The sequence below is a fragment of the Quadrisphaera sp. GCM10027208 genome, assembly GCF_042658805.1.
In the GTDB taxonomy this organism is placed as follows: domain Bacteria; phylum Actinomycetota; class Actinomycetes; order Actinomycetales; family SCSIO-59966; genus SCSIO-59966.
In genome coordinates, this window is sequence record NZ_JBHSRC010000004.1 from 225,928 (window position 1) to 249,362 (window position 23,435).

The 23,435-nt window shown below is 75.1% G+C and carries 20 protein-coding genes; 7 read left to right on the forward strand and 13 right to left on the reverse strand.

What is annotated here, in order from left to right; genetic code table 11:
• The first annotated feature begins 3 nt into the window (after nt 1-3).
• The 4 genes from ACFP6A_RS08800 to ACFP6A_RS08815 all read left to right on the forward strand — a co-directional run bounded on the left by ACFP6A_RS08800 (nt 4) and on the right by ACFP6A_RS08815 (nt 4,751).
• Entirely contained in the window at nt 4-1,506 is a 1,503-nt protein-coding gene (locus ACFP6A_RS08800; protein WP_379603121.1) for a NuoM family protein, read from the forward strand.
• Nucleotides 1,503-2,936, forward strand: a complete 1,434-nt coding sequence (locus tag ACFP6A_RS08805) for an NADH-quinone oxidoreductase subunit N (RefSeq protein ID WP_379603122.1) — start codon at nt 1,503-1,505, stop codon at nt 2,934-2,936. The genes ACFP6A_RS08800 and ACFP6A_RS08805 overlap by 4 nt, the downstream gene beginning before the upstream one ends.
• Nucleotides 2,937-3,054: 118 nt before the next feature.
• On the forward strand, nt 3,055-3,942 hold the full coding sequence (locus ACFP6A_RS08810) for a cation diffusion facilitator family transporter (RefSeq protein WP_379603123.1): 888 nt from the start codon (nt 3,055-3,057) through the stop codon (nt 3,940-3,942).
• Nucleotides 3,943-4,115: 173 nt separating this feature from the next.
• Nucleotides 4,116-4,751: a peroxiredoxin gene (locus ACFP6A_RS08815; RefSeq protein WP_379603124.1), complete on the forward strand. Its 636-nt coding sequence runs from the start codon at nt 4,116-4,118 to the stop codon at nt 4,749-4,751.
• A 22-nt stretch (nt 4,752-4,773) separates the two neighbouring features.
• Here ACFP6A_RS08815 and ACFP6A_RS08820 read toward each other — a convergent pair whose 3' ends face one another.
• Nucleotides 4,774-6,399: a RecQ family ATP-dependent DNA helicase gene (locus ACFP6A_RS08820; protein ID WP_379603125.1), complete on the reverse strand. Its 1,626-nt coding sequence runs from the start codon at nt 6,397-6,399 to the stop codon at nt 4,774-4,776.
• 188 nt (nt 6,400-6,587) lie between these two features.
• On the opposite strand from ACFP6A_RS08820, the gene ACFP6A_RS08825 reads away from it, so the two are divergent.
• Both ACFP6A_RS08825 and ACFP6A_RS08830 read left to right on the forward strand, forming a co-directional pair.
• The gene (locus ACFP6A_RS08825; RefSeq protein WP_379603126.1) at nt 6,588-7,475 is read left to right on the forward strand and encodes a glycosyltransferase family 2 protein; all 888 of its coding nucleotides are present in this window, start codon (nt 6,588-6,590) and stop codon (nt 7,473-7,475) included.
• Nucleotides 7,472-8,434: a UDP-glucuronic acid decarboxylase family protein gene (locus tag ACFP6A_RS08830; protein WP_379603127.1), complete on the forward strand. Its 963-nt coding sequence runs from the start codon at nt 7,472-7,474 to the stop codon at nt 8,432-8,434. The genes ACFP6A_RS08825 and ACFP6A_RS08830 overlap by 4 nt, the downstream gene beginning before the upstream one ends.
• Here the strand turns inward: ACFP6A_RS08830 and ACFP6A_RS08835 are convergent.
• The 9 genes from ACFP6A_RS08835 to ACFP6A_RS08875 are packed head-to-tail and all read right to left on the reverse strand — an operon-like array spanning nt 8,418 to nt 18,618.
• On the reverse strand, nt 8,418-9,458 hold the full coding sequence (locus ACFP6A_RS08835) for a glycosyltransferase family 9 protein (protein WP_379603128.1): 1,041 nt from the start codon (nt 9,456-9,458) through the stop codon (nt 8,418-8,420). The genes ACFP6A_RS08830 and ACFP6A_RS08835 overlap by 17 nt on opposite strands.
• Complete coding sequence (locus ACFP6A_RS08840; protein WP_379603129.1) at nt 9,455-10,165, reverse strand: SDR family oxidoreductase; 711 nt, start codon at nt 10,163-10,165, stop codon at nt 9,455-9,457. Before ACFP6A_RS08840 ends, ACFP6A_RS08835 begins: the two co-directional genes overlap by 4 nt.
• Complete coding sequence (locus tag ACFP6A_RS08845) at nt 10,162-11,613, reverse strand: PfkB family carbohydrate kinase (protein ID WP_379603130.1); 1,452 nt, start codon at nt 11,611-11,613, stop codon at nt 10,162-10,164. The genes ACFP6A_RS08840 and ACFP6A_RS08845 overlap by 4 nt, the downstream gene beginning before the upstream one ends.
• The gene (locus ACFP6A_RS08850) at nt 11,610-12,221 is read right to left on the reverse strand and encodes an SIS domain-containing protein (protein WP_379603131.1); all 612 of its coding nucleotides are present in this window, start codon (nt 12,219-12,221) and stop codon (nt 11,610-11,612) included. Before ACFP6A_RS08850 ends, ACFP6A_RS08845 begins: the two co-directional genes overlap by 4 nt.
• Nucleotides 12,218-13,441 (reverse strand): glycosyltransferase, encoded by a 1,224-nt coding sequence (locus ACFP6A_RS08855; RefSeq protein WP_379603132.1) that lies wholly within the window; start codon nt 13,439-13,441, stop codon nt 12,218-12,220. The genes ACFP6A_RS08850 and ACFP6A_RS08855 overlap by 4 nt, the downstream gene beginning before the upstream one ends.
• On the reverse strand, nt 13,438-14,394 hold the full coding sequence (locus ACFP6A_RS08860; RefSeq protein ID WP_379603133.1) for a glycosyltransferase: 957 nt from the start codon (nt 14,392-14,394) through the stop codon (nt 13,438-13,440). The genes ACFP6A_RS08855 and ACFP6A_RS08860 overlap by 4 nt, the downstream gene beginning before the upstream one ends.
• Entirely contained in the window at nt 14,391-15,410 is a 1,020-nt protein-coding gene (locus ACFP6A_RS08865) for a glycosyltransferase family 9 protein (protein WP_379603134.1), read from the reverse strand. The genes ACFP6A_RS08860 and ACFP6A_RS08865 overlap by 4 nt, the downstream gene beginning before the upstream one ends.
• Complete coding sequence (locus ACFP6A_RS08870) at nt 15,407-16,936, reverse strand: HAD-IIIA family hydrolase (RefSeq protein ID WP_379603135.1); 1,530 nt, start codon at nt 16,934-16,936, stop codon at nt 15,407-15,409. The genes ACFP6A_RS08865 and ACFP6A_RS08870 overlap by 4 nt, the downstream gene beginning before the upstream one ends.
• Nucleotides 16,933-18,618 (reverse strand): carbamoyltransferase, encoded by a 1,686-nt coding sequence (locus tag ACFP6A_RS08875; protein ID WP_379603136.1) that lies wholly within the window; start codon nt 18,616-18,618, stop codon nt 16,933-16,935. The genes ACFP6A_RS08870 and ACFP6A_RS08875 overlap by 4 nt, the downstream gene beginning before the upstream one ends.
• Before the next feature lie 188 nt (nt 18,619-18,806).
• Between ACFP6A_RS08875 and ACFP6A_RS08880 the strand changes: the two genes are divergently transcribed.
• Nucleotides 18,807-20,261 (forward strand): aldehyde dehydrogenase family protein, encoded by a 1,455-nt coding sequence (locus ACFP6A_RS08880; RefSeq protein ID WP_379603137.1) that lies wholly within the window; start codon nt 18,807-18,809, stop codon nt 20,259-20,261.
• A 42-nt stretch (nt 20,262-20,303) separates the two neighbouring features.
• On the opposite strand, the gene ACFP6A_RS08885 is transcribed toward ACFP6A_RS08880, so the two are convergent.
• The 3 genes from ACFP6A_RS08885 to ACFP6A_RS08895 form a co-directional block, all read right to left on the reverse strand.
• Entirely contained in the window at nt 20,304-21,224 is a 921-nt protein-coding gene (locus tag ACFP6A_RS08885) for a glycosyltransferase family 2 protein (protein WP_379603138.1), read from the reverse strand.
• Between the two features lie 193 nt (nt 21,225-21,417).
• A complete protein-coding gene (locus ACFP6A_RS08890) occupies nt 21,418-21,768 on the reverse strand; it encodes a nuclear transport factor 2 family protein (RefSeq protein WP_379603139.1) in 351 nt (116 codons plus the stop codon).
• A gap of 19 nt (nt 21,769-21,787) precedes the next feature.
• Nucleotides 21,788-23,341 (reverse strand): AMP-binding protein, encoded by a 1,554-nt coding sequence (locus ACFP6A_RS08895; protein ID WP_379603140.1) that lies wholly within the window; start codon nt 23,339-23,341, stop codon nt 21,788-21,790.
• Nucleotides 23,342-23,435 lie beyond the last annotated feature (94 nt).

The window sequence follows — 23,435 nt, forward strand, 5'->3', positions numbered from 1 at the left end:
CCCGTGCTGCTGACCGTCGTCGTCCTGCTCCCCGTCGCGGTGGCGCTCGGGCTGCTCGTGCTGCCCGCCGGGGCCCGCCGGCTGGTGCTGAGCGCCTGGGTCGCCACCGCCGTCGTCGAGGTGCTCCTCGTCGCCTGGATGTGGTGGCGCTACGACCCGGCCGGCGGGGTGGCGTTCGAGGTGTCCACCACGTGGATCCCCACCGTGGACGCCGGCTACCACGTCGGCGTCGACGGGCTGTCGCTGCCGCTGCTGGCGCTGACGAACGTCCTGTTCCTGGCGGCGGCGCTGTGGTCCTGGCGGGAACCGCACCGGCCGCGGTCCTACGCGGCCCTGTTCCTGTTCCTGCAGACGACGGTGCTGGGCACCTTCGCCGCCCTGGACCTCATCCTGTTCTTCGTCTTCTTCGACCTGTCCATCGTCGGCATGTACTTCGTCATCGCCGGCTGGGGGCACGGGGACCGCCAGCGCAGCGCGCTGAAGTTCTTCCTCTACACCTTCGTCGGCTCCCTGGCCCTGCTCGTCGGCTTCATCGGGCTCTTCCTCGGCTCACCGGACCGCACGTTCGACATGGTGCGGCTCACCGAGTCCCCGCCGCTGCAGGACTCCCCGGTGGCCGGCTCCCTGGTCCTGCTCGCCATCGTCGTCGGGCTCGCGGTGAAGACCCCGACGTTCCCGTTCCACACCTGGCTGCCGGACGCGCACACCGACGCCCCGGCCGCCGGGTCGGCGATCCTCGCCGGCGTGCTGCTGAAGCTCGGCACCTACGGCTTCGCCCGGATCGCCATGCCGATGCTGCCGGACGCCTGGCAACGCTGGGCCGTGGTCATCGTCGTCCTCGGCGTGGTCAGCGTCGTGTGGGGGGCGCTGGTCGCGCTGGCGCAGACCGACGCGAAACGCATGATCGCCTACACGTCCGTGAACCACATGGGCTACGTCGTCCTGGGCCTGGGGGCAGCAGGTCTCGTCGCCGGGGCGGACCCGGCCGCCCGGCAGGTGGCCACCTCGGGCGCGGTGGTGCAGATGGTCAGCCACGGCCTGATCACCGGCGCCCTGTTCCTGCTCACCGGGTACCTGTGGTCGCGGGGTGGCGACTACGCCTTCGACCGGTGGGGCGGGCTGGCCGGCACCGCGCCCCGGTTCGCCGCGCTGTTCGCCGTCGGGGCGTTCGGGTCGCTCGGCCTGCCCGGACTGTCCGGCTTCATCGCCGAGTTCCAGGTCTTCACCGGCGCCCTGCAGGCGGCGCCGGTGGCCACCGTCGTGGCGGTCACCGGCATCCTGCTCACCGCCGGGCTGTTCCTGCGGGCGATCCGGCGGCTGCTCGCCGGCGCCCCCGCCGTCCCCGCCGCCGGGGACGCCCGGGAGACCGGTGACCTGCGAGCGCACGAGCTGGCCCCGGTCGCCGGCCTGCTGGCGCTGTCGGTGCTCATCGGTCTCGTCCCGGGACCGCTGCTGGACGTCGTCGAGCCGGCCGCGGTCACCCTCGTCGAGACGGTCTCGCGGTGACGGTCGGCCACGGCCCGGAGCCGCTCGCGCTGCTGCCGGAGATCCTCCTGCTGGCCGGGGCGGTCGGCGGGCTGCTGCTCGGGCTGTGGACGCCGCAGCACCGCCAGGGCCGGGTGGCCGTGGTGGCGGTGACGGCTTTGGGCGGTTCGGCGGCCGCCGCCGCGGTCGGCCTGGCGGCCGGGGACCGGGTGGTGTTCTCCGGCACCTGGACGGTGGACGCGGTGACGGGCGTGGTGCGCCTGAGCGTCGCGCTGGCGAGCGCCGCGTTCGTCGTCCTGGCCCGGTCCCGCTTCACCGGGCACCCCCGGGAGACCGAGGTGTACGTGCTGGGCCTGCTCGGGGCGGTCGGGGCGAACGCGCTGGCCGCGGCCAGCGACCTGCTCCTGCTGGTGGCGGCCTACCTGCTGGCCAGCGTGCCGCTGTACGCCCTGGCCGGCTTCACCAAGGACGCCCGCGGCGTGGAGGCGTCACTGAAGTACTACCTGATGGGAGCGCTCACCGGCGTCCTCATGCTGGTCGGGGTCACGGCGCTGGTGCTGGCCACCGGCCGCACCGGGTACGGCGAGCTGGCGGCCGGGCTGGCCGAAGCACCCCGCGCCCTGACGGCGGTCGGCGTGCTCGGACTGCTCGCCGGCGTCTCGTTCAAGGCCGGTGCGGTGCCGGTGCACTTCTGGGTCCCGGACGTCACCGCGGGGACGACGCCCGCGGTCGGCGCGTTCCTCACCACCGTGCCGAAGGTGGGGGCGGTGGCGGCCGCCTTCCGGCTGCTCGCGGAGCCGTTCGCCGGGGTGCCGGTGGACGTCGCGCTCGTCGTGGCGCTGCTGGCGGCCGCGAGCATGACCCTGGGGAACCTGGCGGCGTTCCGCCAGGACGACCCGCTGCGGCTGCTCGCCTACTCGGCGATCAGCCAGGTCGGCTACCTGCTCATGGTCGTCGCGGTCGCCGGTCGCACGGACGTGGCAGTCCCGGCGCTGACGGTGTACCTGCTCGGGTACGCGGTGACGAACGTCGGCGCCTTCGCGGCGGCCGCGGCCCTGCCCGGGGCACGGACGATCTCGGACTGGGCCACCGGGGTGCGGCACCGACCCTGGGTGGTGGTGAGCCTGGCGGTCGTCCTGCTGGGCCTGGTCGGGACGCCGCCGACCGCCGTCTTCGTCGGCAAGGTCGCGGTCTTCACCGCCACCGGTGACGGCGGGCTGATGTGGCTGGTCGTCCTCGGCGCGGCGAACACCGTCGCGAGCCTCTTCTACTACCTGCGCTGGCTAGCGCCGGCGTTCCGGGCGGTGAGCGAGCCACCGGCACCCGCGCCCCCCGGCAGCCCGGCCGGCCCGGACGGCCTGGCCGCGGCACCGGCCGCCGTCCTGCACTGCTCGGCCGCCGGCGCCGTCGTCCTCGGAATCGCCGCCGGTGTGGTGGCCGCGCTCGGCTGAGCGTCGGGCCGCGTCGTCCGGCGACGGCGCGTGTGCCATCCTCGTCGACGACTGAGGCTCCTCAACGAACCCGATGCTCCTCAACGACCTGTCGAACCGTCCTGCTGCCGGGGGTGCCATGAGCACGGGGCACGCCGGCGGCCGCCACCGGTGGCGGCTCGCGGCGTCCTTCGCCCTGATCGCGACGTTTCTCGTCGTCGAGCTCGTCGCCGCACTGGTCTCCGGGTCGCTGGCCCTCCTGTCGGACGCCGGGCACATGGCCGCCGACGTCGTCGCCCTCGGCGCCGCGCTCGTCGCCACCCGCGTCGCCACCCGCCCCGACGACACCGGCCGCCGGACGTTCGGCTCCTACCGCGCCGAGGTGTTCGCCTCCGGGATCGCCGTCCTGCTCATGCTCGGGGTGTCGGTGTACGTCGTCGTCGAGGCCGTCGGCCGGATCGGCTCACCGGCGGCGCCCGACGCCGGGCCGATGCTCCTCGTCGGCGCGCTCGGTCTCGTGGTGAACGTCGCTGCCCTCGTCCTGCTGCGCTCCGGTGCCGGGGAGAGCCTCAACGTCAAGGGCGCCTACCTCGAGGTGCTGGCCGACACGGTGGGGTCCGTCGGGGTGCTGGGGGCAGGATGGCTCGTCGCGGCGACCGGGTCGGGGGTGTGGGACACGGTCGTGGCCCTCGCCGTCGGCGCCTTCGTCGCGATCCGCGCGGTCCTCCTGGGGCGGGAGGTGCTCGCCGTCCTCGGCCAGCAGGCCCCCGCCGGGGTCACGGTGGACGCCGTCGCCGCGGACCTGGCCGCGATCGACGGGGTGGACGACGTCCACGACCTGCACGTGTGGACGCTCACCTCCGGGATGAACGTCGCCACGGCCCACCTCGTGGCCGCCGACCCCACCGCCGGCCCGCGCGTCCTGGACGAGGCTCGTCGGCGGCTGCGGACCCGGCACGGCATCGAGCACGCGACCGTGCAGGTCGAGACGACCGCGGACCGGAGCTGCCACGAGCTGGGGTGGTGAATGGGCCTGGGGTGGTGAATGGGCCTGGGGTGGTGAGTGGGTCTCGGGTGGTGAGTGGTCCTGGAAGCGCCGCCTGGCCATACCCCAGGGGGCATGTACCGTGGACGGAGAGGTGGAGGGCCGAGCTCCGCCACACGACCCGTCAGACGATCCGTCAACGAAGGGACACACCCATGACCTGCCTGCACCTGGGGGACACCGCCCCCGACTTCACCGCCCCCACCAGTGAGGGCGAGATCTCCTTCCACGAGTGGAAGGGCGACAGCTGGGCGATCCTGTTCAGCCACCCGGCCGACTTCACCCCGGTGTGCACCACGGAGCTCGGCCGCGTCGGCCTGATGAGCGAGGCGTGGGCCAGGCGGAACACCAAGGTGATCGCACTGTCGGTCGACTCGGTCGAGGACCACCACAGGTGGAAGCCCGACATCGAGGACGTCGTCCACACCTCGATCGACTACCCGATCATCGCCGACCCGGACAAGAAGGTCGCCGAGCTCTACGACATGATCCACCCCGGTGAGGGGGACGCGAGCTCCGTGCGGTCGGTCTTCATCATCGACCCCGCCAACCGGATCCGGCTGATGATGACCTACCCGAAGAGCGCGGGCCGCAACTTCGACGAGATCCTGCGGGTCCTGGACGCTCTGCAGATGAACGACCTGGGCCCGTTCGCCACCCCCGCCGACTGGCAGCCGGGAGACCGGGTGATCGTCAGCAACGACATCCCGACCGAGGAGGCCAAGCAGCGCTTCGGCGACCTCGAGGTCGTCAAGCCCTACCTGCGGTACACCGCGAGCACCGGCCGCTGAGGGGGCCGGGCCGCGCGTCCCCTCACGCCGGGCGCAGCAGCTCCTGGTCGTCGACGAGGTCACGGGACAGGGTCTTGTAGCCCTCGGTCTCGAAGAACACGGTGATCCGGTCGCCCTCGTGGCGCATCACCGTCCCCGGCCCCCACTGGGCGTGCACGACCGGGGCCTGCAGCGGCCAGGTCTCGGTCGTGCCGGCGTCGTCGTCACGAGCGACGGCCCCGGACCGGCAGACGTCGCACCTGCCGCACGCGCCGCTGTGCTCCTGCCCGAAGTACCCCAGCAGGAAGTCCCGCCGGCACGCGGTCGTCTCGGCGTAGCCGCGCATCATCTCGATCCGGGAGCGGGCGATCCGTTCCCGTGACTCGGTCGAGCGGACCGCCGCCTCGACGACGCGGGCCGGCGGGTCGTCACCGACCGCCCGCACGCCCCGCCGGCTGCGCGCCGCGGCGCCCACCTCTGCAAGCAGGTTGACCTGGGTGGTGAGGCGGCGGGCCGGCATCGCGAGCTCGCGTCGCAGCGCCGCCACCGGCACCGGCCGCTGCGCGGCCCGCAGCGCCGTCAGGACGGCGCGCAGCGACTCCTCGTCCACCGACGTCGTGGCGAAGAACCGTCGCAGCCCGAGGTCCTCGGGCCGGTAGTGCAGCGAGGCCACGGCGGGCCGGCCGTCCCGCCCGGCGCGTCCGATCTCCTGGTAGTAGCTGTCAAGGGACTCCGGGGCGTCGGCGTGGACGACGTAGCGCACGTCCGGCTTGTCGATGCCCATCCCGAACGCGGAGGTGGCGACGACGACGTCGAGGGCTCCGTCGAGGAAGGCCCGGTGGACGCCGTCGCGGTGCTCGGCCCGCCGTCCGGCGTGGTAGGCGGCCGCTCGCAGGCCGCGGTCGGCCAGCTCGGCGGCGTAGGCCTCGGTCTGCTTGCGGGTCGCGACGTAGAGCAGCCCCGGGCCGGCCAGCTCACTGACCTGGGCCAGGACGGCGCGCCGCTTGTCGTCGGCGCTCGTGTGCCGGTGCACCTCGAGCATGAGGTTGGGCCGGTCGAACCCACGGGTGACGACGAGCGGGTCGCGCAGCCCCAGCCGCTCGATGATCTCCCGCTGGACCGGGCCGGACGCCGTCGCGGTCAGTGCCACGACCGGGGGTCGACCGAGCCGGTCGACGGCGGAGCCGAGAGCGAGGTAGTCGGGCCGGAAGTCGTGGCCCCAGGAGGACACGCAGTGCGCCTCGTCGACGACGAGCAGCGAGGGGCGGGACGCCCGGAGCCGGTCGACCACCGAGTCCTTCGCCAGCTGCTCGGGCGCCAGGAACAGGAACTCCGCCCCGTGCTCGCGCACGGCCTCCCAGGCCTCGGCGTTCTCGGGTTCGTCCTGCGCGGAGTTGACGGCCACGGCGTCCGGCCCGCCGGCGTCCGCGAGTCCCGCGACCTGGTCAGCCTGGAGGGCGATGAGGGGGGAGACGACGACGGTGGGCCCGTCCCGGAGCACCGCCGGTACCTGGTAGACGGCGGACTTGCCGTAGCCGGTGGGCATCACCGCGAGGACGTCGCGGCCGGCCACCACCGCTGCCATCGCCTCCGCCTGGCCGGGGCGCAGCTCGGCCCAGCCGAAGGTGTCGCGGGCGATGCGCTGGACGTCGTCGGTCTCGGTTGGCACGGGGCAACTGTGCGGTGTGGCCGGCGGGTCGGCAATCCGGGCAGCGGCTCACGAGATGCGCCTGTCGCGAGTCGGTGCCAGCGTTGGCCACGGCGCGGGCCGCCCTGGCCACCGCCACGAGAGCCGCTCGAGCGACACCGGGAGGAGCGGGTGCAGCAGCACGACCTTGCCCCACGGGGAGGACCGGCGTGACCCGCCCCGTCGAGGACGCCCGGGTCACGGTGGTGGTGATGAGCCGCAACCGCCGCCGGGAGCTGCTCGCCTCGCTGAGCCGCCACCGGGCACCGGTGGTCTACGTCGACAACGCCTCCACGGACGGCTCCGCCGAGGCGGTGCGGGCCGCGCACCCCGACGTCGACGTCGTCGAACTCGACCGCAACGCCGGCGCGTACGCCCGGACCGTGGGGGCCCGCAGGGCGCGGACGCCGTTCGTCGCCTTCGCCGACGACGACTCGTGGTGGGCGCCCGGCGCGCTTGCCCTGGCCGCCGACGCGCTGAGCGCTCACCCCCGGGTCGGCGCGGTCACCGCGCGGATCCTCGTCGGGGCCGACGAGCGGCTCGACCCCGTGTCCGTGGAGATGGCCCGCTCGCCGCTCCCCCCGCCACCGGGAGGTGGTCCCGGGCCCTCGCTGCTCGGGTTCGTCGCGTGCGCCACGATGGTCCGCACCGAGGCGTTTCTCGCCGTCGGGGGCTTCGACCGGGTCGTGCGCTTCCCCGGCGAGGAGGAGCGGGTGGCCCTCGACCTCGTCACCGCGGGACGGCACCTGTGCTACCTGGACGACGCCGTCGTCCACCACCACCCCTCGTCGGTGCGCCACGGGCCGGCGCAGCGGGCGCGGGGGATCGCCCGCTCGCACGTGCTGACCGGCGTCATGCGACTGCCGTGGCGCAGGGCGGGAGCCCGGGCCGCCCAGGCCCTGACGACCGGGGCGGCCACCCGCCGTGGGGCCCTGGACGCCGTCCGCGACCTGCCGGCGGCCCTGCGCGAGCGCCGTCCCGTGGGACCGGAGGTGCTCGCGATGCTGGATCGGCTCGAGGAGGCCGCGGGCGCGGCCAGGGAGGGGCAACGGGTATGACGAGGCTCATCACCGGCGGACGCGCCGTGGTCACCGGTGGCGCCGGGTTCCTCGGCAGCCACCTGTGCGAGGAGCTGCTCGAGCGCGGGTGGCAGGTGGTCTGCCTGGACAACTTCCTCACCGGCACGCCCGGCAACGTGGCGCACCTGGCGGGGCGCCCGGGCTTCGAGCTCGTGCACTGCGACGTCACTGAGAACACCCACGTGCGCGGCGAGGTGGACCTCGTCCTGCACTTCGCCTCCCCGGCCTCACCGGTGGACTACCTCCAGCTCCCCATCGAGACGCTGCGGGTGGGGTCGGTCGGCACCGAGCGGGCCCTGGTCCTGGCCCGGGACAAGGGCGCCCGGTTCGTGCTGGCCTCCACCTCCGAGGTGTACGGCGACCCGCAGGTGCACCCGCAGCCGGAGGACTACTGGGGCCACGTCAACCCGATCGGGCCGCGCGGCGTCTACGACGAGGCGAAGAGGTACGCCGAGGCACTCGTGACGGCCTACCGGGACACCCACGGCGTGGACACCGGCATCGTGCGGATCTTCAACACGTACGGTCCCCGGATGCGCCCGGACGACGGCCGGGCCATCCCCACCTTCATCCGCCAGGCCCTCGCGGGAGAGCCGGTCACGGTGGCCGGTGACGGGCGCCAGACCCGGTCCGTCTGCTACGTCGACGACCTCGTCGCCGGGGTCCTGGCGCTCGCCGGGTCGGGGCACCCGGGGCCGGTCAACATCGGCAACCCGCAGGAGCGGTCGGTGCTCGCCATCGCGCAGGACGTCATCGCCGCGACGGGCTCGCGCTCGCAGGTCCAGCTCGTGGAGCGTCCCGTGGACGACCCGCAGGTCCGCCGACCGGACACCACGAGGGCGCGCGAGCTGCTGGGGTGGGAGCCACGGGTCTCCTGGGAGCAGGGCCTGAGCCGCACCGTGGAGTGGTTCGCGGACGTCCTCAGCCGCACTGCCTGAGCAGCGCCTCCACCGCCTCCCACACCTCGGCCGGGGTGATGGCCGCCAGGGCCGGGTCGACGGTGTCGGCGTGCGGGTCGCCGACCCCGTTGCCGTGCCACAGCACGGTGTGCCGCTCGGCGTCCAGCGCCGGCCCCCACCAGCTCGGCGGGGTGGGCCCGAACAGCAGGACGGACGGCGTGCCGACGGCGGTGGCCAGGTGGGCCACGCCGGTGTCGCCGCAGACCACCACCTGGGCGCCGGCCACGAGCGACGCCAGCCCGGGCAGGTCCAGGGCACCGGCGACGGAGCGGACCGTCCCAGCGGCCGGGCGGCGTCCCGGCACCACCGGGTCGGGTGGGGCGTGACCGCCGGCGCCCGCGACCACCTGCTCGCACAGGCCGGTCTCCGCCGCCGACCCGGTGACGAGGACGGGCACGCCGGCGGCGGACAGCCGTGCGGCCAGCCACGACCAGCGCTCCGCCGGCCAGCGCCGCGACCCCGACGCCGCACCGGGGTGCAGGACGACGGCACCGTGCCCGTCGCGTCCGTGCCCGTCTCGCCGTGGCACCGTCAGCCGCAGGTCCTCCCGCCCGCAGGCACCGCCGGCCCACCGGACCAGGCGGCACCACCGGTCCACCTCGTGCTCGTCCGCCCGCCAGTGCGGCCCGTCGAGGTGACCGGCCTGCGGCGAGGCGAAGGCGACGAGCCGGTCCGGCCGGGTCGCCAGCAGCAGCCGGTGGCTCTGCGGGCCGCGCCCGTGGAGGTTGACGGCCACGTGCCCCCGGGCCGGGTCACCCCCCCGGTCCGGGTAACCCCCACGCTCCGGGTCGCCGTCCGGCGGACCGAGCCGGTCCAGACCCGTGGTCGGGAGCACGGCGTCCACCACGCCGAGGTCGCGCAGCCAGCCGCCGGTGCCCGCGGGCGCGGCGAGGACCAGCCGCCGGTCCGGCCAGGCCCGGCGCACCCCCCGCAGCGCCGCCACCCCGGTGAGCGCGTCACCCAGACCGAGGGCGCGCAGGACCAGGACGTCGCCGGCGGTCACGGCCAGGAGCTCTCCCGCGAGGCCATGACCAGCATCTCCCGGATCTCCGAGCCCACCGGCTGGCGCAGCGCGGTGAGCACGGCCGCGGCGGTGTCGGCGGGGTCGTTGAGCTGGGCGTCCGGCCCGGGCCGGTAGCGCTCGTCCCGGTCGTCGAAGAACGCCGTGCGCATCCCGCCGGGCACCAGGCCGGTCACCGCGACCCGGCCGGCGAGCTCGGCGGCCAGAGCCTGGGTGAACCCGCGCACGGCGAACTTCGACGCCGAGTACGCCGTCGCCCCGCTCATCCCGCGCAGCGCCAGCGTGGACGCGACCGTGACCACGGTGCCGTAGCACTCCTCCAGGTACGGCAGGCAGGCACGCACGACGGCAACGGTGCCGAAGAGGTTCACCCGCACGACACGCTCCCACACCTGCGGGTCGACCTCGCCCAGCTCACCCGGCACGTCGATGCCGGCGGCGGTGACCACCGCCGACGGCGGCCCGGCGGCCTCCACCAGGCGGGCCACGGCGTCACCGGCCGCCCGCGAGTCGGCGAGGTCCACCTCGACGTACGGCACACCGTCACGCGGCGGTCGCCGGTCCAGGACGGCCGGCGACCCGCCGGCGGCGGCGACGGCGTCGACGACGGCGGCGCCTAGCCCGCTCGAGCCGCCGGTGACGACGACGGTGCCGAGCTCGCGAGGTGCACGGGGTTTGGTGGGGCTCACGCGGTTCTCCCATCTGCGGGGGGGACGGTGGACTCGTCCGGACGGGCGGTGGCGGGCACGGCGGCACCCGTGCGCTCGATGATGGAGGTGGTCGACCGACCACCGAGGTACGGCAGGAGCACCACGCGCCCACCGTGGGCGCGGACCACCTCCGCCTCGGGCAGCGGTGCCCCGCCGTAGTCGCCGCCCTTGGCCCAGACGTCCGGGCGGAGCCGCTCCAGGACGGCGCTCGGGTCGTCCTCGTCGAAGACGACGACCGCGTCGACGCAGTCGAACGCCTCCAGCACCCGCGCCCGGTCCGCGGCGGTGACGACGGGCCGCCCCGGGCCCTTCAACCGGGCCACCGAGGCGTCGGAGTTCATCAGGACGACGAGGCGGTCACCGAGCCGTCGAGCCGCCTGCAGCGTGGCGACGTGACCGGCGTGGACGATGTCGAAGCAGCCGCCGGTGGCGACGAGCGTGCCGCCGTCTGCGCGCAGCCGGTCGGCCAGCCGTTCCAGGTCCCCACCCGCCGCGCCCAGCGGGGGGGCCGCGTCGCCGACGACGGCGGCCGGCCGGGAACGCCCACGGGTACGAAAGCCGTCGGCGCCGCCGGCGCCGACCCACGCCGTCGCGTCCGCGACCGCGGCCTGCACCGCCTCCGGGACGAGGGCCCCCCGGGCCAGGGCGGCGGCGGCCGAGGCGGCGAACTGGTCGCCGGCACCGCACGGGTCGCCGCCGGTGACCGGCACGGCCGGGACGAAGGTCGCCTCCCCGCCCGGCCGGGCCAGGAACGCGCCGGCCGCGCCGACGGTGACGCACACCGCCCCGGCGTCCCACCGGCGGACCAGCGTGGCCGCGAGGACGTCCGGTGGTTCGGTGTCCTGCCCGGCCGCGGTCCGCGCCTCCGCCAGGTTCGGGGTCACCAGCGTGGCCCCCGGCACGGGTGCGCCGCCCCGGGGGTGCGGGTCCCAGACGAGGCGAGGGCCGCGCGCGGCCGCGGTCAGCAGGGTCCGCAGCGCCGGGTCGCGGGTGACGCCCGCGCCGTAGTCGGAGACCAGCACCACGTCCGCCGCGGCCAGGGCCTTCTCCACCGCGGCCACCGGGACGTGCTGGGGCGTTCCGGGGCCACCGTCGTCGACGCGGACGAGGGACTGGTTCTGGCTGCGCAGGCGGGTCTTGCGCCGGGTGGCCCCGTCGTGACCGAGCCGGACGAGCTCGACGTGCTCGGTGAGGAGGGTGGCGAGACGGTCGCCCCACTCGTCCTCGGCGACCGGGGCGACGAGTGTGACCCGGGCGCCGGCGGCCGCGCACAGCAGCGCCGCCAGACCGGCGCCGCCGGGGCTCTCCCGGGTGGCGGCGACGTCCAGGACGGGGACCGGGGCGTCCGGGGCGAGACGTTCCACGGTGCCCTCGACGTCGGCGTCCAGGACGACGTCCCCGACCACCACCACCGCCGGCCGGTTCACGCCGTCACCTCCTCAAGGGCGGGCCGGTAGGAGGACTGCACGCGCAGCCGGGCGTCCATCGCGGCGCACAGGGCGTGGATGGCGACGAGGTGGACGGCCTGGACCGCTGCGGTCGAGGGTGCGTCGACCGCGACCACCTCGTGGCAGCGCTCCGCGAGCGGGTTCGGCGCCGGGCCGGTCAGGCCCCAGACGTCCAGGCCGAGGTGGCGTCCGCGTTCGGCGGCACGCAGCACGTTCAGGCTCGCGCCGGAGGTGGACAGGAGGACCAGGACGTCGCCGGGGCGGCCGTGGCCCTCGACCTGCCGGGCGAACATCTCCTCGACGCCGTAGTCGTTCACGATCGCGGTGACCGCGGCGCTGTCCGCGCACAGCGGTATCGCGGAGAAGGGACGGCGCTCGCCGAGGAAGCGACCCACGATCTCCCCGGTGAGGTGCTGCGCCTCGGCGGCGCTGCCGCCGTTGCCCGCGGCCAGCAGCCGGGAGCCGCCGCGGACCTTGTCGGCCAGGCGGTGGCCCCAGCGCTCCACCGTCGCGGCCTGTGCCCGCAGGCTCGCCAGGCCGCCGGTCAGCTCGGTGCTGTGCTCGTCGAGCCAGCTCTCGGTGCTCATGCCGTCGCCTCCTTCACGCTCGGGTACACCACGGACTCGTAGGCGGTGAGGGTGCGCGCGGCCACCTGCCGCCAGTCGTAGAGCCGCACCGCGCGCCGGCGTGCGGCCTCGCCGAGCCGGCGCCGCCGGGCGGGGTCGGCGAGGAGGAGCCGCAGCTCACGCGCGAGCGCGGCCGGGTCGCGCGGCGGGACCAGGACCCCGGTGACGCCGTGCTGGACGGAGTCCAGCAACCCGCCGACGGCACTTCCGACCAGCGGGCGCCCGCAGGCGGCGGCCTCCAGCGGGACGATGCCGAAGGGCTCGTACCACGGGGTCGCGACGACCACGTCGCTGGCGCGCATCAGCGCCGGCACCTGCTCGCGCGGCACGGCACCGACGAAGTGCACCCGGCCTGCCACGCCGAACCGGGCGGCCAGGGCCCGCAGCCGCCGCACCTCGGGGTCGTCGTCCAGGTGGCCGTCGGCGGGCCCGCCCGCTACGACGAGCTCGGCGCCGGGCACGGACGGCAGGGCCTCGACGACGGTGGCCAGGCCCTTGCGCTCCACGAGCCGGCCCACGCTCAGCAGCCGGTAGGGCAGCGGCTCCCAGGTGAGCCACGGCTGTGCCGCGCCGGGGCCGGGGGTGAAGTAGGTCGTGTCCACGCCGCAGGGCACGACGTGCACGTGCGCGTCGGGGACGCCCATGCGGACCAGCTCGGTCACCTCGTCGGTGCAGGTGGCGACGATGGCGTCGACCTCCCGGCCGAGCCGGGTCTCCAGGTGCACCCGCTGCGGCGGGGAGGGGTCCGCCGTGCCCTGGTGGCGGCGCTTGACCGAGCCGAGGGCGTGGTAGGTGTGCACGACCGGGACCCGGAGCCTGCGGGCGGCGGTGCGGGCGGCCAGCCCGGACATCCAGAAGTGCGAGTGCACGACGTCCGGGAGCCCCCGCTCCCGCCAGTCCCGCTGGATCCACCTGCCCATGTCCGCCATGAACGGCAGGAGGTGGTCCTTGGGCAGCGGCCGAGCCGGTCCGGCGTCCACGTGCACGACCCGGACGCCGTGCGGCATCGCCACCCGCTCGGGCAGGTCCGCGTCGTCCCGCCGGGTGTACACGGTGACCTCGTGCCCGGCTCGGGCGAGCTCGGTGGCCAGGGCTGCGACGTGGACGTTCTGGCCGCCGGCGTCGACTCCGCCGAGCGTGGCGAGGGGGCTGGCGTGCTCCGAGACCATCGCGATCCTCATCGGGCTACCTCCTTGAGCAACCTCTGCCAGTCGGCGAGGAACCGGTCCAGGCCGAAGGTGTCCAGTGCGTGGCGGCGGGCCGCGGCACCCACCTCGCGGGCCTCGGCGGGGTCGGCGAGCCAGCGCCGTGCCGCGGCGGCCAGCACCTCCGGCCGGCTGGAGACCACACCGGTCCCGGGTGGCACCGCCTCGGGTGCGGCGGTGGCCGCGACGACGAGCACCGGCATACCGAGGGTCATGGCCTCGAGCAGCGCCAGCCCCAGGGACGTCCACCGGTACGGGTGCAGGTAGGCCCGGTGGGTGGCCAGGGCGGTGTGCATCTCGTCCTGACCGAGGTCGTGCAGGTGGCCGGTCAGCGCCGGGGCCCGGGCGGCCAGCGCCCCGGTCTGCATCCCGAACACCGACAGCGGCACCTGCGCGCCGAGGCGCAGCAGCAGGTCGGTGCCGGCCACCCGCCACCGCCGCACCGGCTCGTTGACGACGGCACCGACCCGCTCGGTCTCGCCGGTGTACCGGTGCCCCGGGTCGGGGACGCCATGCTCCACGACCCAGGTCGGGGCGACCCCGGTGTCCCACACCAGGGCGTTGAACGCGGTGACGTGGACCACGGGGATGTCGTCTCGGCCGGCGAGCGGGTGCACCGTCTCTACCGCGGGCCCGCGCGGGGTGTTGTGCTCCACGTAGACGGCCGGGACGTCGCGGCCGGCCCGCAGTCCCGTCCACTGCTCGAGGAGGTCGAGCTCCTCCGGCCGCTGGAGGACGACGACGTCGAAGCCGTCGTCCCGCAGCTGGCCGCGTGTGACCTCCACCGCCGCGGCCGGCCAGTCCCAGGTCTGCGCCCGGCCCCGTCCCTGCGGTCCCCGGCCGGGGACGACGGGGATGAGGTAGGTGTCGGGGCCGGCGACGAACGACGTCATCCACGACCCGTGCACGTGCCAGACGAGGATCCTCATCGCAGCGCCTCCCGGACCGTGGTGCCGGTCAGCGCGGCCACCGCGGCGAGGACGTCGGCGGCGTCCACCGAGTCCAGGCACGGGTGCCCGGGGACCGGGCAGTCCCGAGCCCGGGAGCCGGCGCACGCGGCCCCCTGGTCGCCGAGCACCACGGTGGGGACCCCCCACGGGGCCCAGCGCTCGACGGGCACGACGGGGGAGAACAACGAGACCACCGGGGTGCCCACAGCGGCGGCCAGGTGCGCCGGGCCGGTGTTGCCGACGACCACGCACGCGGCCCCGGCGAGCACGGCGGCGAGCTCGGCGAAGGAGGTGCGCCCGCCCAGGTCGACCGCGCCGCGGGCGGCGGTGACCGCGGTGAGCGCGCGCTCCGAGGGGCTGCCGGTGACGACGACCGGCCACCCGGCCGAGCCGAGCGCCGCGGCGATGCGCTGGGCCTGGTCCGGTCCGAGCGCGCGGGACGGCACCGAGGCGCCGGGGTGCAGGACGACGTAGCCGGGCCCGGGGACGAGACTCCGGACGTCGGGCAGGGGGCCGCGGACCCGCAGGTCGTCCCCGTCCTGCCGGCCGCCGGCGGCGACGGCGAGGTCGAGAGCGGCCCGGACCTCGTGCAGCCCGTCGGCACGGCGGTGCCGCAGATCCAGCAGCGAGCCGGGGTAGTCCTCGCTCGTCGCCGCGACGAAGGGGATCGCGGCCATGCGGGCGAGCAGCGCCATCGGCAGGGGGCTCTGGTGGAAGGAGGTGAACACGACCGCGGCGTCGTAGCGGCGAGTGGCGAGGTCCTGGACGAGCGCGTCCACGGCTGGCCGGTCCACCGGCGGCGGCCGGAACCCGCTCCACGGGGCGTCGAAGACGAGGACGTCCGCGACGCCGGGCAGCAGTCGCGCTGCGGCGCTGCCGGCCGGCGAGACGAGCAGGTCCACCTGGTCGGCCGCGGCCGCCAGGGCTCGGACCGCCGGCCCGGTGAGGAGCACGTCGCCGTCGCTGTCGAGTCGCACGGCCAGCACCCGGGTCATCGAGGCACCCCCACGAGCAGGTCCACGGCGGTGCCGAGGTCCGGGGCGACGACGGGCGCGGCGGCCAGCTCCTGCGGCCGGGTGACGTCGGTGGGGACGAGCACCGCCCGGGCGCCGGCGGCGACGGCCGCCCCGACGTCGGCGCCAATGTCCCCCACCACGGCGCACTCGTACGGAGCGACGCCCAGGGCTGCGGCCGCCCGCAGCACCATGAGCGGTCCGGGCTTGCGGCACGGGCAGCCGTCGTCCGGCCCGTGCGGGCAGACCTCGACGACGTCCAGGCCGCCCAGCTCGTCGGACACGCGTGCGTTGACGGCGTCGACCTGGTCGCGGGTCAGCAGGCCCCTGGCGACACCGGACTGGTTCGACACCATTCCCACCCGCAGCCCGGCGGCTCGCAGCCGGTCCACAGCCGCACGTGCCCCGGGCACCGTGCGGACGGCGGCCGGGTCGCCGTTGTAGGGCACGTCGTGGACCACCGTCCCGTCCCGGTCGAGGAGCACGGCCCGAAGCGGCGGCGGCCACGGTGGTGCGCCGTGGTGCGCCAGGGTGCCGCGTACCCGGTGCAGGACGGCGGCGGCCGGGATGACCGCGCTCGTCACCGCCATCCGGGCCCACTCCCGAGCCCATCCCTCCTGGCCCGGACGCGGCCCGGGGACGATGCGGTGGGCGGCGAACTCGGCCGTCAGCGCCAGCCAGGTGGCGCCCGCGGCGGCGGCGGACCGGCGTAGGCCGGCGGCCGACGTGCCCGCGGCGACCAGCCCGGCCGCTGTCGTGACGACGTGCCGGCGGAAGCGGCCCCGCCCGGTCTCGGCCACGTCCCGCCAGCGCGGACCGTGCAGTGCACGCATCAGCGAGTCGTCACGGGCGCCGGCCTGGACGCGGACGCTGACCCACGCGTCGGCGGGGCGCACCGGGTGGACGACGTGCCGGCTGCCGCGGGCCAGGCGCCACCCCGCCCGGCGCACCCGCACGGCGAGGTCGGCGTCCTCCCGGTAGGCACGGGGGAACCGTTCGTCGAACCCGGCGACGGCCTCCAGCGCCGTCCGCCGGTAGGCCATGTCGGCGGTGGCCCAGGCGGCGTCCTGGAGCCCGGCGGTGCTGCGTTCCCAGTCCGTGGGCCGCCGGTGGGCCGGCAGCGGCACGCGGACCCGGCCCTGGACGGCCCCGACGTCGTCCGCCGCCGCGGCGAGATCGCGGGCCAGCGCCGCGGTCCAGCCGGCCGGGACGACGACGTCGTCGTCGAGGAAGGCCACCCACGGGGCGGAGGTGGACCGCCAGCCGGCGTTGCGGGCGGCGGCCGGTCCCCGGCCACCCGTGCGCACGACGCGCACCGGCCACGGCAGCGGGGGGAGGTCCAGCGGAGCAGGAGCGGCGGCCGTCAGCGGGCGGTCGTCGGCGACGACGACCTCGGCGGGGGCGACGTGACCCGGACTGGCCGCCTCGTCGGCGATGGCTCGCAGGAGCGTCGCCAACGAGGGACGTCCAACCGTGGGGACGACCACGGCGTAGCCGCCCGGCGTCACCGGCTGGCTCCTGCCGTCACCTCGTTCGCCGCCGTCGCGCCGCGGGCGAACATCTCGGCCCGCAGGACGAGGTGGGGTCCCAGGACGAGGGCGTCCACCGGCGCCGAACCGAACAGCTCGAGGGCGTCGCGGGGGTCGTCGACCATCGGGCGCCCCGCGGTGTTGAGCGAGGTGTTGATGAGGACCGGCAGCCCGGTGCGGGCGGCGAACGCCTCGATGGTGCGCCCCAGCCGGGGGTGGGTGGCGGGGTCGACGGTCTGGATCCTGGCCGTGCCGTCGACGTGGACGGCTGCGGGGATCCGGTCACGCCAGTGCGGGCGCACGGTGTGGACGAACAGCATGTACGGGCTCGGCAGCGGCCCGTCGGTGAAGATCTCCGCCGCCCGGTCGGCCAGCACCATGGGGGCGACCGGCCGGAACTGCTCGCGACCCTTGACGTCGTTGAGCCGCTCAAGGTTCGCCGGGTTGCCGGGGTGGGCCAGCAGCGAGCGCTGGCCCAGCGCGCGCGGGCCGAACTCGCTGCGCCCGTCGAACCAGGCGACGACGCCGTCGGCGGCCAGGACGTCGGCGACCTGCCCGGCGAGGTCGTCCGGCGTCGTGAACGGGACGGCGGCCGCGCGCAGCCGTGCGGCCAGCTCCTCGTTGGACCACGACCGGCCCAGAGCGGCACCCGGCATCGGCTGCGCGACCTCTCCACCGTCGGCACTGACCTGCAGCGCCGCGCCCAGGGCGGTCCCTGCGTCCCCGGCCGCGGGCTGGACCCAGACCTCCTCGAACGGCGTCTCCCGCCAGATCCGGGAGTTGGCCACGCAGTTGAGCGCGGTGCCGCCTGCCATCGCCAGCACCCGGTCGCCGGTCTGCTCGTGCACCCACCGGGCAAGGTCGACGAGCACCTCCTCCAGCCGGGTCTGGACGGACGCCGCGAGGTCGGCGTGCGCGCCGCCCCACGTGCCGTCGTCCACCCGGGGTGGCACCCACCGCGACCAGTCCGGGACCTCCGCCACGAAGCCGCCGTCGTCGGTGGCGTGGACGAGCTCGCGCAGCTCCTCGAGGTAGGCGGGCCGGCCGTAGGAGGCCAGTGCCATCACCTTGTACTCGTCGGAGGAGCGCAGGAACCCGAGGTGCTCGGTGAGGGACTCGTACAGCAGGCCGAGGGAGTGCGGCAGGTCCTGGCTCGCGAGGACCTCGAGCCGGCCGTCGACGTACCGGCCAGACAGGTGCGAGGCGTGCTCGCCGCGCCCGTCGAGCACGAGGACGCTGCTGCGCCGGTGCGGCGAGGCCAGGGACGCCGACGCGGCGTGGGCCACGTGGTGGGGGACGAAGCGGACCCTCGCCGGGTCGAGACCGGGCAGGGCGGCGGACAGGAACTGGGGGGCGCGCTGCGCGTACGTCAGGCGCAGGTGGTCCCACGGGTCGTCCAGCCCCATCTCCCCGGCCGGGCGGGCCAGGTCGGGGTCGAAGGAGTACGCCACGACGTCGAGGTCGGCCGGTCGCAGCCCGGCCTCCCGCAGGCACCAGGCCATGGCCTGCTCGGGGAGCTCCCAGGCGGCGAAGGGAACGGGACGCTTGCCGTGCTTGCGCCGGCTGAACCGCTCCTCCTCGGCGGCGGCGACGACCCGGCCGTCGACGACGAGGGCCGCCGAGGGGTCGTGGAACAGGGCGTTGACTCCGAGGACACGCATAGACGTAGGACCTTCACGAATCGGACGGGTCTGGTCGGGTGGATCCGGTCGTGGGGATCTGGTCGGGTGTTCGGTATAGGTGATTCGGGTACCCGTGCACTGTGCACCCAAGTCGCCCCGCTCGCACGGTGAGCGGTTTGATGGGGCCGCTGCACCCGGAGGCACCGCGAACCGACCTGAGGAGGCCCATGCGCACCCCCGTCGACACCGACCGCCTCGACGTCCACCACGTCGGCGGAGTGGCCGTGCCGGGCCGCGGCCGGCGGGAGATCCACCGCCTCGACCCCGCAACGGGCGGGCCTGGCCACATCGTGCTGGCGGCCACGCAGGACGAGGTGGCCGCGGCCGTGGACGCGGCGTCCGCCGCGAGCGCGGACTGGCGGCGCACGGCGCCGGCCGAGCGGGCGGCGGCGCTGCGCCGGGCGGCGCACGGCGTGCGCGAGTCGGCGGACGAGCTGGCGGCTCTGCTCACGGCCGCGACCGGACGGCCGCTGGCCACCGCTCGCGAGAGCGCCCACGTCGCCGCCGACCTGCTCGAGGAGGCGGCGGTCACGGGCCTGGGAGCCACCGGCCGGACCCTGGCCGGGGCCCCCGCCGCGCTCGACGTGGTGCGCCGCGAGCCGCACGGCGTCGTCGCCGTCATCACCCCGTGGAACGACCCGCTGCCCACCGCCGCCGGTCTCGTCGCTGCTGCGCTGGTGACCGGGAACACGGTGGTCCACAAGCCGTCCGAGCGAAGCGCCCTCGCCGGGTACGAGATGGCGCGGATCATCGCCGAGAACGTGCCGGCCGGCGTGCTCGGGGTCGTCAACGGCGACGGCGACACCGGGGCCGCGCTGGTCGCGGACGAGCGCGTCGCGCTGGTCGCCCACGTCGGCTCCACCGCCACCGGACGGGCCATCGCGGCGACAGCCGGTGCCCGAGGTGCCCGGGTGCTGCTCGAGAACGGCGGCAAGGACCCGCTGGTCGTCGACGCCGGGGTGGACCCCGGCTGGGCGGCCCGGCAGATCGCGACCGGTGCCTTCACCAACACCGGCCAGCTGTGCACCTCGGTGGAGCGGGTCTACCTCCACGACGCCGTGGCCGACGACGTCCTGGCCGAGCTGGTGCGGATCGCCGAGCAGACGGTCGTGGGCGACCCGCGGCAACCCGCCACGGAGCTCGGTCCCCTCGTCGACGAGGCACAGCTGGACGTCGTCGCCGGACAGGTCGAGCAGGCCGTCGCCGCCGGCGCGCGCCTGCTCACCGGCGGCAGCCGGCTGGACCGGCCGGGCAGCTGGTACCCGCCCACCGTGCTGGACGGGTGCACCGAGGACCTCGAGGTCATGCGGGAGGAGACCTTCGGCCCGGTGGCGGCGGCCGTGCGGGTGCCCGACTTCGCGACCGGGCTGGCGTTGGCGAACACCGGCCGGTACGGGCTGGCCGCCACGGTGCTGACCCCGGACCTGCGCCACGCCCTGCGAGCCGCCGAGGAGCTGGACGTGGGCACGGTCAAGGTCAACGCGGTCTTCGGTGGCGCACCCGGCGGCTCGGCGGACCCGCGCCGGGACTCGGGCTCCGGTGCGGGCTACGGGCCGGACCTGATCGCGGCGATGACGCTGCTCAAGACCGTGCACCTGGAGGGGCTGCCCGCCACGCCCTGACGAGGACAGTGCCGCGCACGGTGGTCTTGCCGCACCCGGTGCTCACCGGCTGCTCTCGGGTCGGGGCGCGAGGCGGTAGCGGCGTGCCGTGGACCGGCGCTGCGCCGACTCCAGCACCCGGAAGCGCTGCTCCGTCCGCGGCGGCAGGACCCGCCGCTCACGCAGCACCCACGGCAGGCCGCGCAGTGCCGCGAGCACCCCGGCGAGCGCGGGGCTGCCGGGCCGGACGTCGCTGAGCACCGCGGCCGTGCGGCGCAGGGCCGCGGGCAGCGGCCGGCGCAGCCAGGTGAACCACAACGTGTTCCGGACGCCGTCGCGCAGGCGACGGCGCTCGTCGCGCAGCGTCGAGGCCTGGTGGTGCACGGTGAGCTCCTCGAGGTAGCACAGCTCCCACCCCTGGGACGCGAGGTCGGCGGCGAGGAGCTCCTCCTCCCCGCCCAGCCACAGGCGCGGGTGGAAGCCGCCGACGGAACGGAACGCCTCACGGCGGACCACCGAGGCGCCGGCGTGGAAGCTGCCCAGCGCCGGGCCGGGCAGCCCGCTGCGGCCCTGCACCGGCGAGTCCCGCAGCTCGGCGACGATGGGGTCCTCCGTGCCGGCCGGTTCCACGACGATGCGGGCGGTCACCACCGCGACGTCGTCGTGGGCGTCCAGCACGTCGGCCGCCCGAGCGAGACTGCCCGGTTCCCACCACGTGTCGTCGTCGCAGAACGCGACGTAGGGGGTGTCGAGCCGCTCCACGCCGACGTTGCGGGCGACCGCACCGAGGTTCTCCGTCGCGACCACGAGGTCCACCCACGGGTGGTCGGCGCGCACGGCTGCGGCGGTCCCGTCGCCCGAGGCGTTGTCCACGACGACGACCCGCGGCTGCTCGGGCAGTCGCCGCAGGAGCCGCAGCGTCCGGTCGAGCTCGGCACGACGGTTGTGGGTGATGACCACGACCCCGGTCCGGGTGTCCCTCACACCCGCCCACCCTCCCCGTGATCATGCAATCCCGCCACCCCGCACAGCCCGCCTCCCCACCTCCCGTGATCATGCAATCCCGCCACCCACCCCGCCACCCGCCGGCTCACAGAATGCTGGGTTGGTGGCGCGACACGCCGCTCAAGCCATGCTGAGCGCAGCATTCTGTGGTGGAGGCGCGTCACGCCACCGGTCAGGGCTTCTGGTCGACGGCGTAGGCGATGGTCTGCGCGACGATGAGCCCGCCGCGCACGACGAACGAATCGGTGCCGTCGTGCACCTGCAGATCGGGTGCCTCCCCGTGCCACCGGAGCATCGCGAACTCGTCGGCGGCGATGACGTCGTCGTAGCGGTACTGTCCGGCGCTGACGTAGGTCTTGAGGATGCTGGCCAGGCGCCTCACGCCGTCCTTTCCTCGGGTGACACCTTCACCCCAGGAGAGCAGGACGACGTCGTCGTGGTAGTTCTCGGCCAGGTCGCCCTCCAGGTCCCCAGCGGCGCGGTGGGCCAGGTGGGAGCGGATGACCTCGTCGGTGGATCGCATACCCCAAGTGGACCTCGAGCTAGTTGACCTGGCGGGTGCGGCCTTCCCAGTACGGGGCGCGCAACTTGAACTTCTGCAGCTTGCCGGTGGCCGTACGGGCCAGCTCGTCGCGGAACTCCACTGAGGTGGGCGCCTTGTACCCCGCCATCCGCTCCTTGCAGAAGGCGATCAGCTCGGCCTCGAGGTCGGGCGACGGCTGGTAGCCCTCGGCCAGCACCACCAGCGCCTTGATGGTCTCGCCCCACTTCTCGCTCGGCACGCCGATGACGCACACCTCGGCCACGGCGTCGTGGGAGAACAGGCAGTCCTCGACCTCGATCGAGGACACGTTCTCCCCGCCGGTGATGATCACGTCCTTCTTGCGGTCGGCGATCGTCAGGTACCCGTCCTCGGAGATGAAGCCGCCGTCACCGGTGTGGAACCAACCGCCCTCCAGGGCCTTCGCCGTCTCCTCGGGCTGCTCCCAGTAGCCCTCGAGCACGACGTTGGAACGGGCGAGCACCTCACCGGCGCCCTGCTCGGAGTGGTCGATGGCGAGCCGTACCCCGAGCGCCGGGGCTCCTGCGCGGGCCAGCTTCTGGGCGCGCTCCTCGGGGGAGAGGTCGTCGTACTCGGCGCGGTCGCGGTTGACCGTCAGCAGCGGCGAGGTCTCGGTGAGACCGTAGATCTGGATGAACTCCCAGCCGAGCTCCTCCTGGACGCGCCTGATCGTCTTCGTCGGTGGCGGCGCACCGGCCATGATGATCCGCACCCGGTCCCGGCCCGGCACCTCGCCGTCCCAGTCGGGCAGCGCGTCGAGAACAGCGGCCGCGACAGCCGGGGCCGCGCACATGACCGTCACGCCGTGGTCGCGCACCCGGCGAAGGATCTCCGCGCCGTCGACCTTGCGCAGGATGACGTGCTGCGCGCCCACCCCGGTCATGGCGAACGGCATCCCCCACCCGTTGGCGTGGAACTGCGGCAACGTGTGCAGGTAGACGTCCCGGTCGCTGATGGTGGTGTGCAGGCCGAACGTCACCGCGTTCACCCAGATGTTGCGGTGGGTGATCTGGACGCCCTTCGGGCGAGCGGTGGTGCCCGAGGTGTAGTTGATCGTCGCCGTGGCGCCCTCGTCCGGCTCCCACTCAACGAGTTCCGCGCCCTCGGGAGCATAGAGGTCGTCGTCGTCACCGAGCACGAACGTGTGCTCGCACTCCACGTCCTTGAGCGACTGCTCAAGCTCGGGGTCGACGTAGAGCACCCGGGCACCGGAGTGCTGGACGATGTAGGAGACCTCCTCGGGCCGGAGCCGGAAGTTCACCGGCACCAGCACCCGACCCCACCCGCAGACGCCGAAGAACGACGTCAGCAGCCGGCTGGAATTGTGGCTGACGACTGCGACCCGCTCGCCGACGCCGACGCCCAGCTGGTCGAGCTTCGCGGCCTGACGGCGTGCCAGGTCACCCAGCTGTCGGTAGGTCAGCTGCCCCTGGCTGGGCGCGGGCTGGTCGGGTTCGTCGACCACGCCGATCCTGTCGCCGTACACGGTGACGGCACGGTCGAGGAAGTCGCGGACACTCAACGGGACGAACATGGCGCTCCCTTCGACATCGGCGACCTTACCAACGGCCCATGCCACGGCCACGTCATGGCCAAGAAATCCCATGGAAACCCTCGATCGCGGCCGA

Coding starts and splice junctions, on each gene's coding strand:
- ACFP6A_RS08850 (WP_379603131.1), bottom strand. CDS start 12,221: ATGAGCACCGAGAGCTGGCTCGACGAGCACAGCACCGAGCTGACCGGC.
- ACFP6A_RS08895 (WP_379603140.1), bottom strand. CDS start 23,341: ATGTTCGTCCCGTTGAGTGTCCGCGACTTCCTCGACCGTGCCGTCACC.
- ACFP6A_RS08830 (WP_379603127.1), top strand. CDS start 7,472: ATGACGAGGCTCATCACCGGCGGACGCGCCGTGGTCACCGGTGGCGCC.
- ACFP6A_RS08815 (WP_379603124.1), top strand. CDS start 4,116: ATGACCTGCCTGCACCTGGGGGACACCGCCCCCGACTTCACCGCCCCC.
- ACFP6A_RS08890 (WP_379603139.1), bottom strand. CDS start 21,768: ATGCGATCCACCGACGAGGTCATCCGCTCCCACCTGGCCCACCGCGCC.
- ACFP6A_RS08855 (WP_379603132.1), bottom strand. CDS start 13,441: ATGAGGATCGCGATGGTCTCGGAGCACGCCAGCCCCCTCGCCACGCTC.
- ACFP6A_RS08810 (WP_379603123.1), top strand. CDS start 3,055: ATGAGCACGGGGCACGCCGGCGGCCGCCACCGGTGGCGGCTCGCGGCG.
- ACFP6A_RS08865 (WP_379603134.1), bottom strand. CDS start 15,410: ATGACCCGGGTGCTGGCCGTGCGACTCGACAGCGACGGCGACGTGCTC.
- ACFP6A_RS08880 (WP_379603137.1), top strand. CDS start 18,807: ATGCGCACCCCCGTCGACACCGACCGCCTCGACGTCCACCACGTCGGC.
- ACFP6A_RS08860 (WP_379603133.1), bottom strand. CDS start 14,394: ATGAGGATCCTCGTCTGGCACGTGCACGGGTCGTGGATGACGTCGTTC.
- ACFP6A_RS08875 (WP_379603136.1), bottom strand. CDS start 18,618: ATGCGTGTCCTCGGAGTCAACGCCCTGTTCCACGACCCCTCGGCGGCC.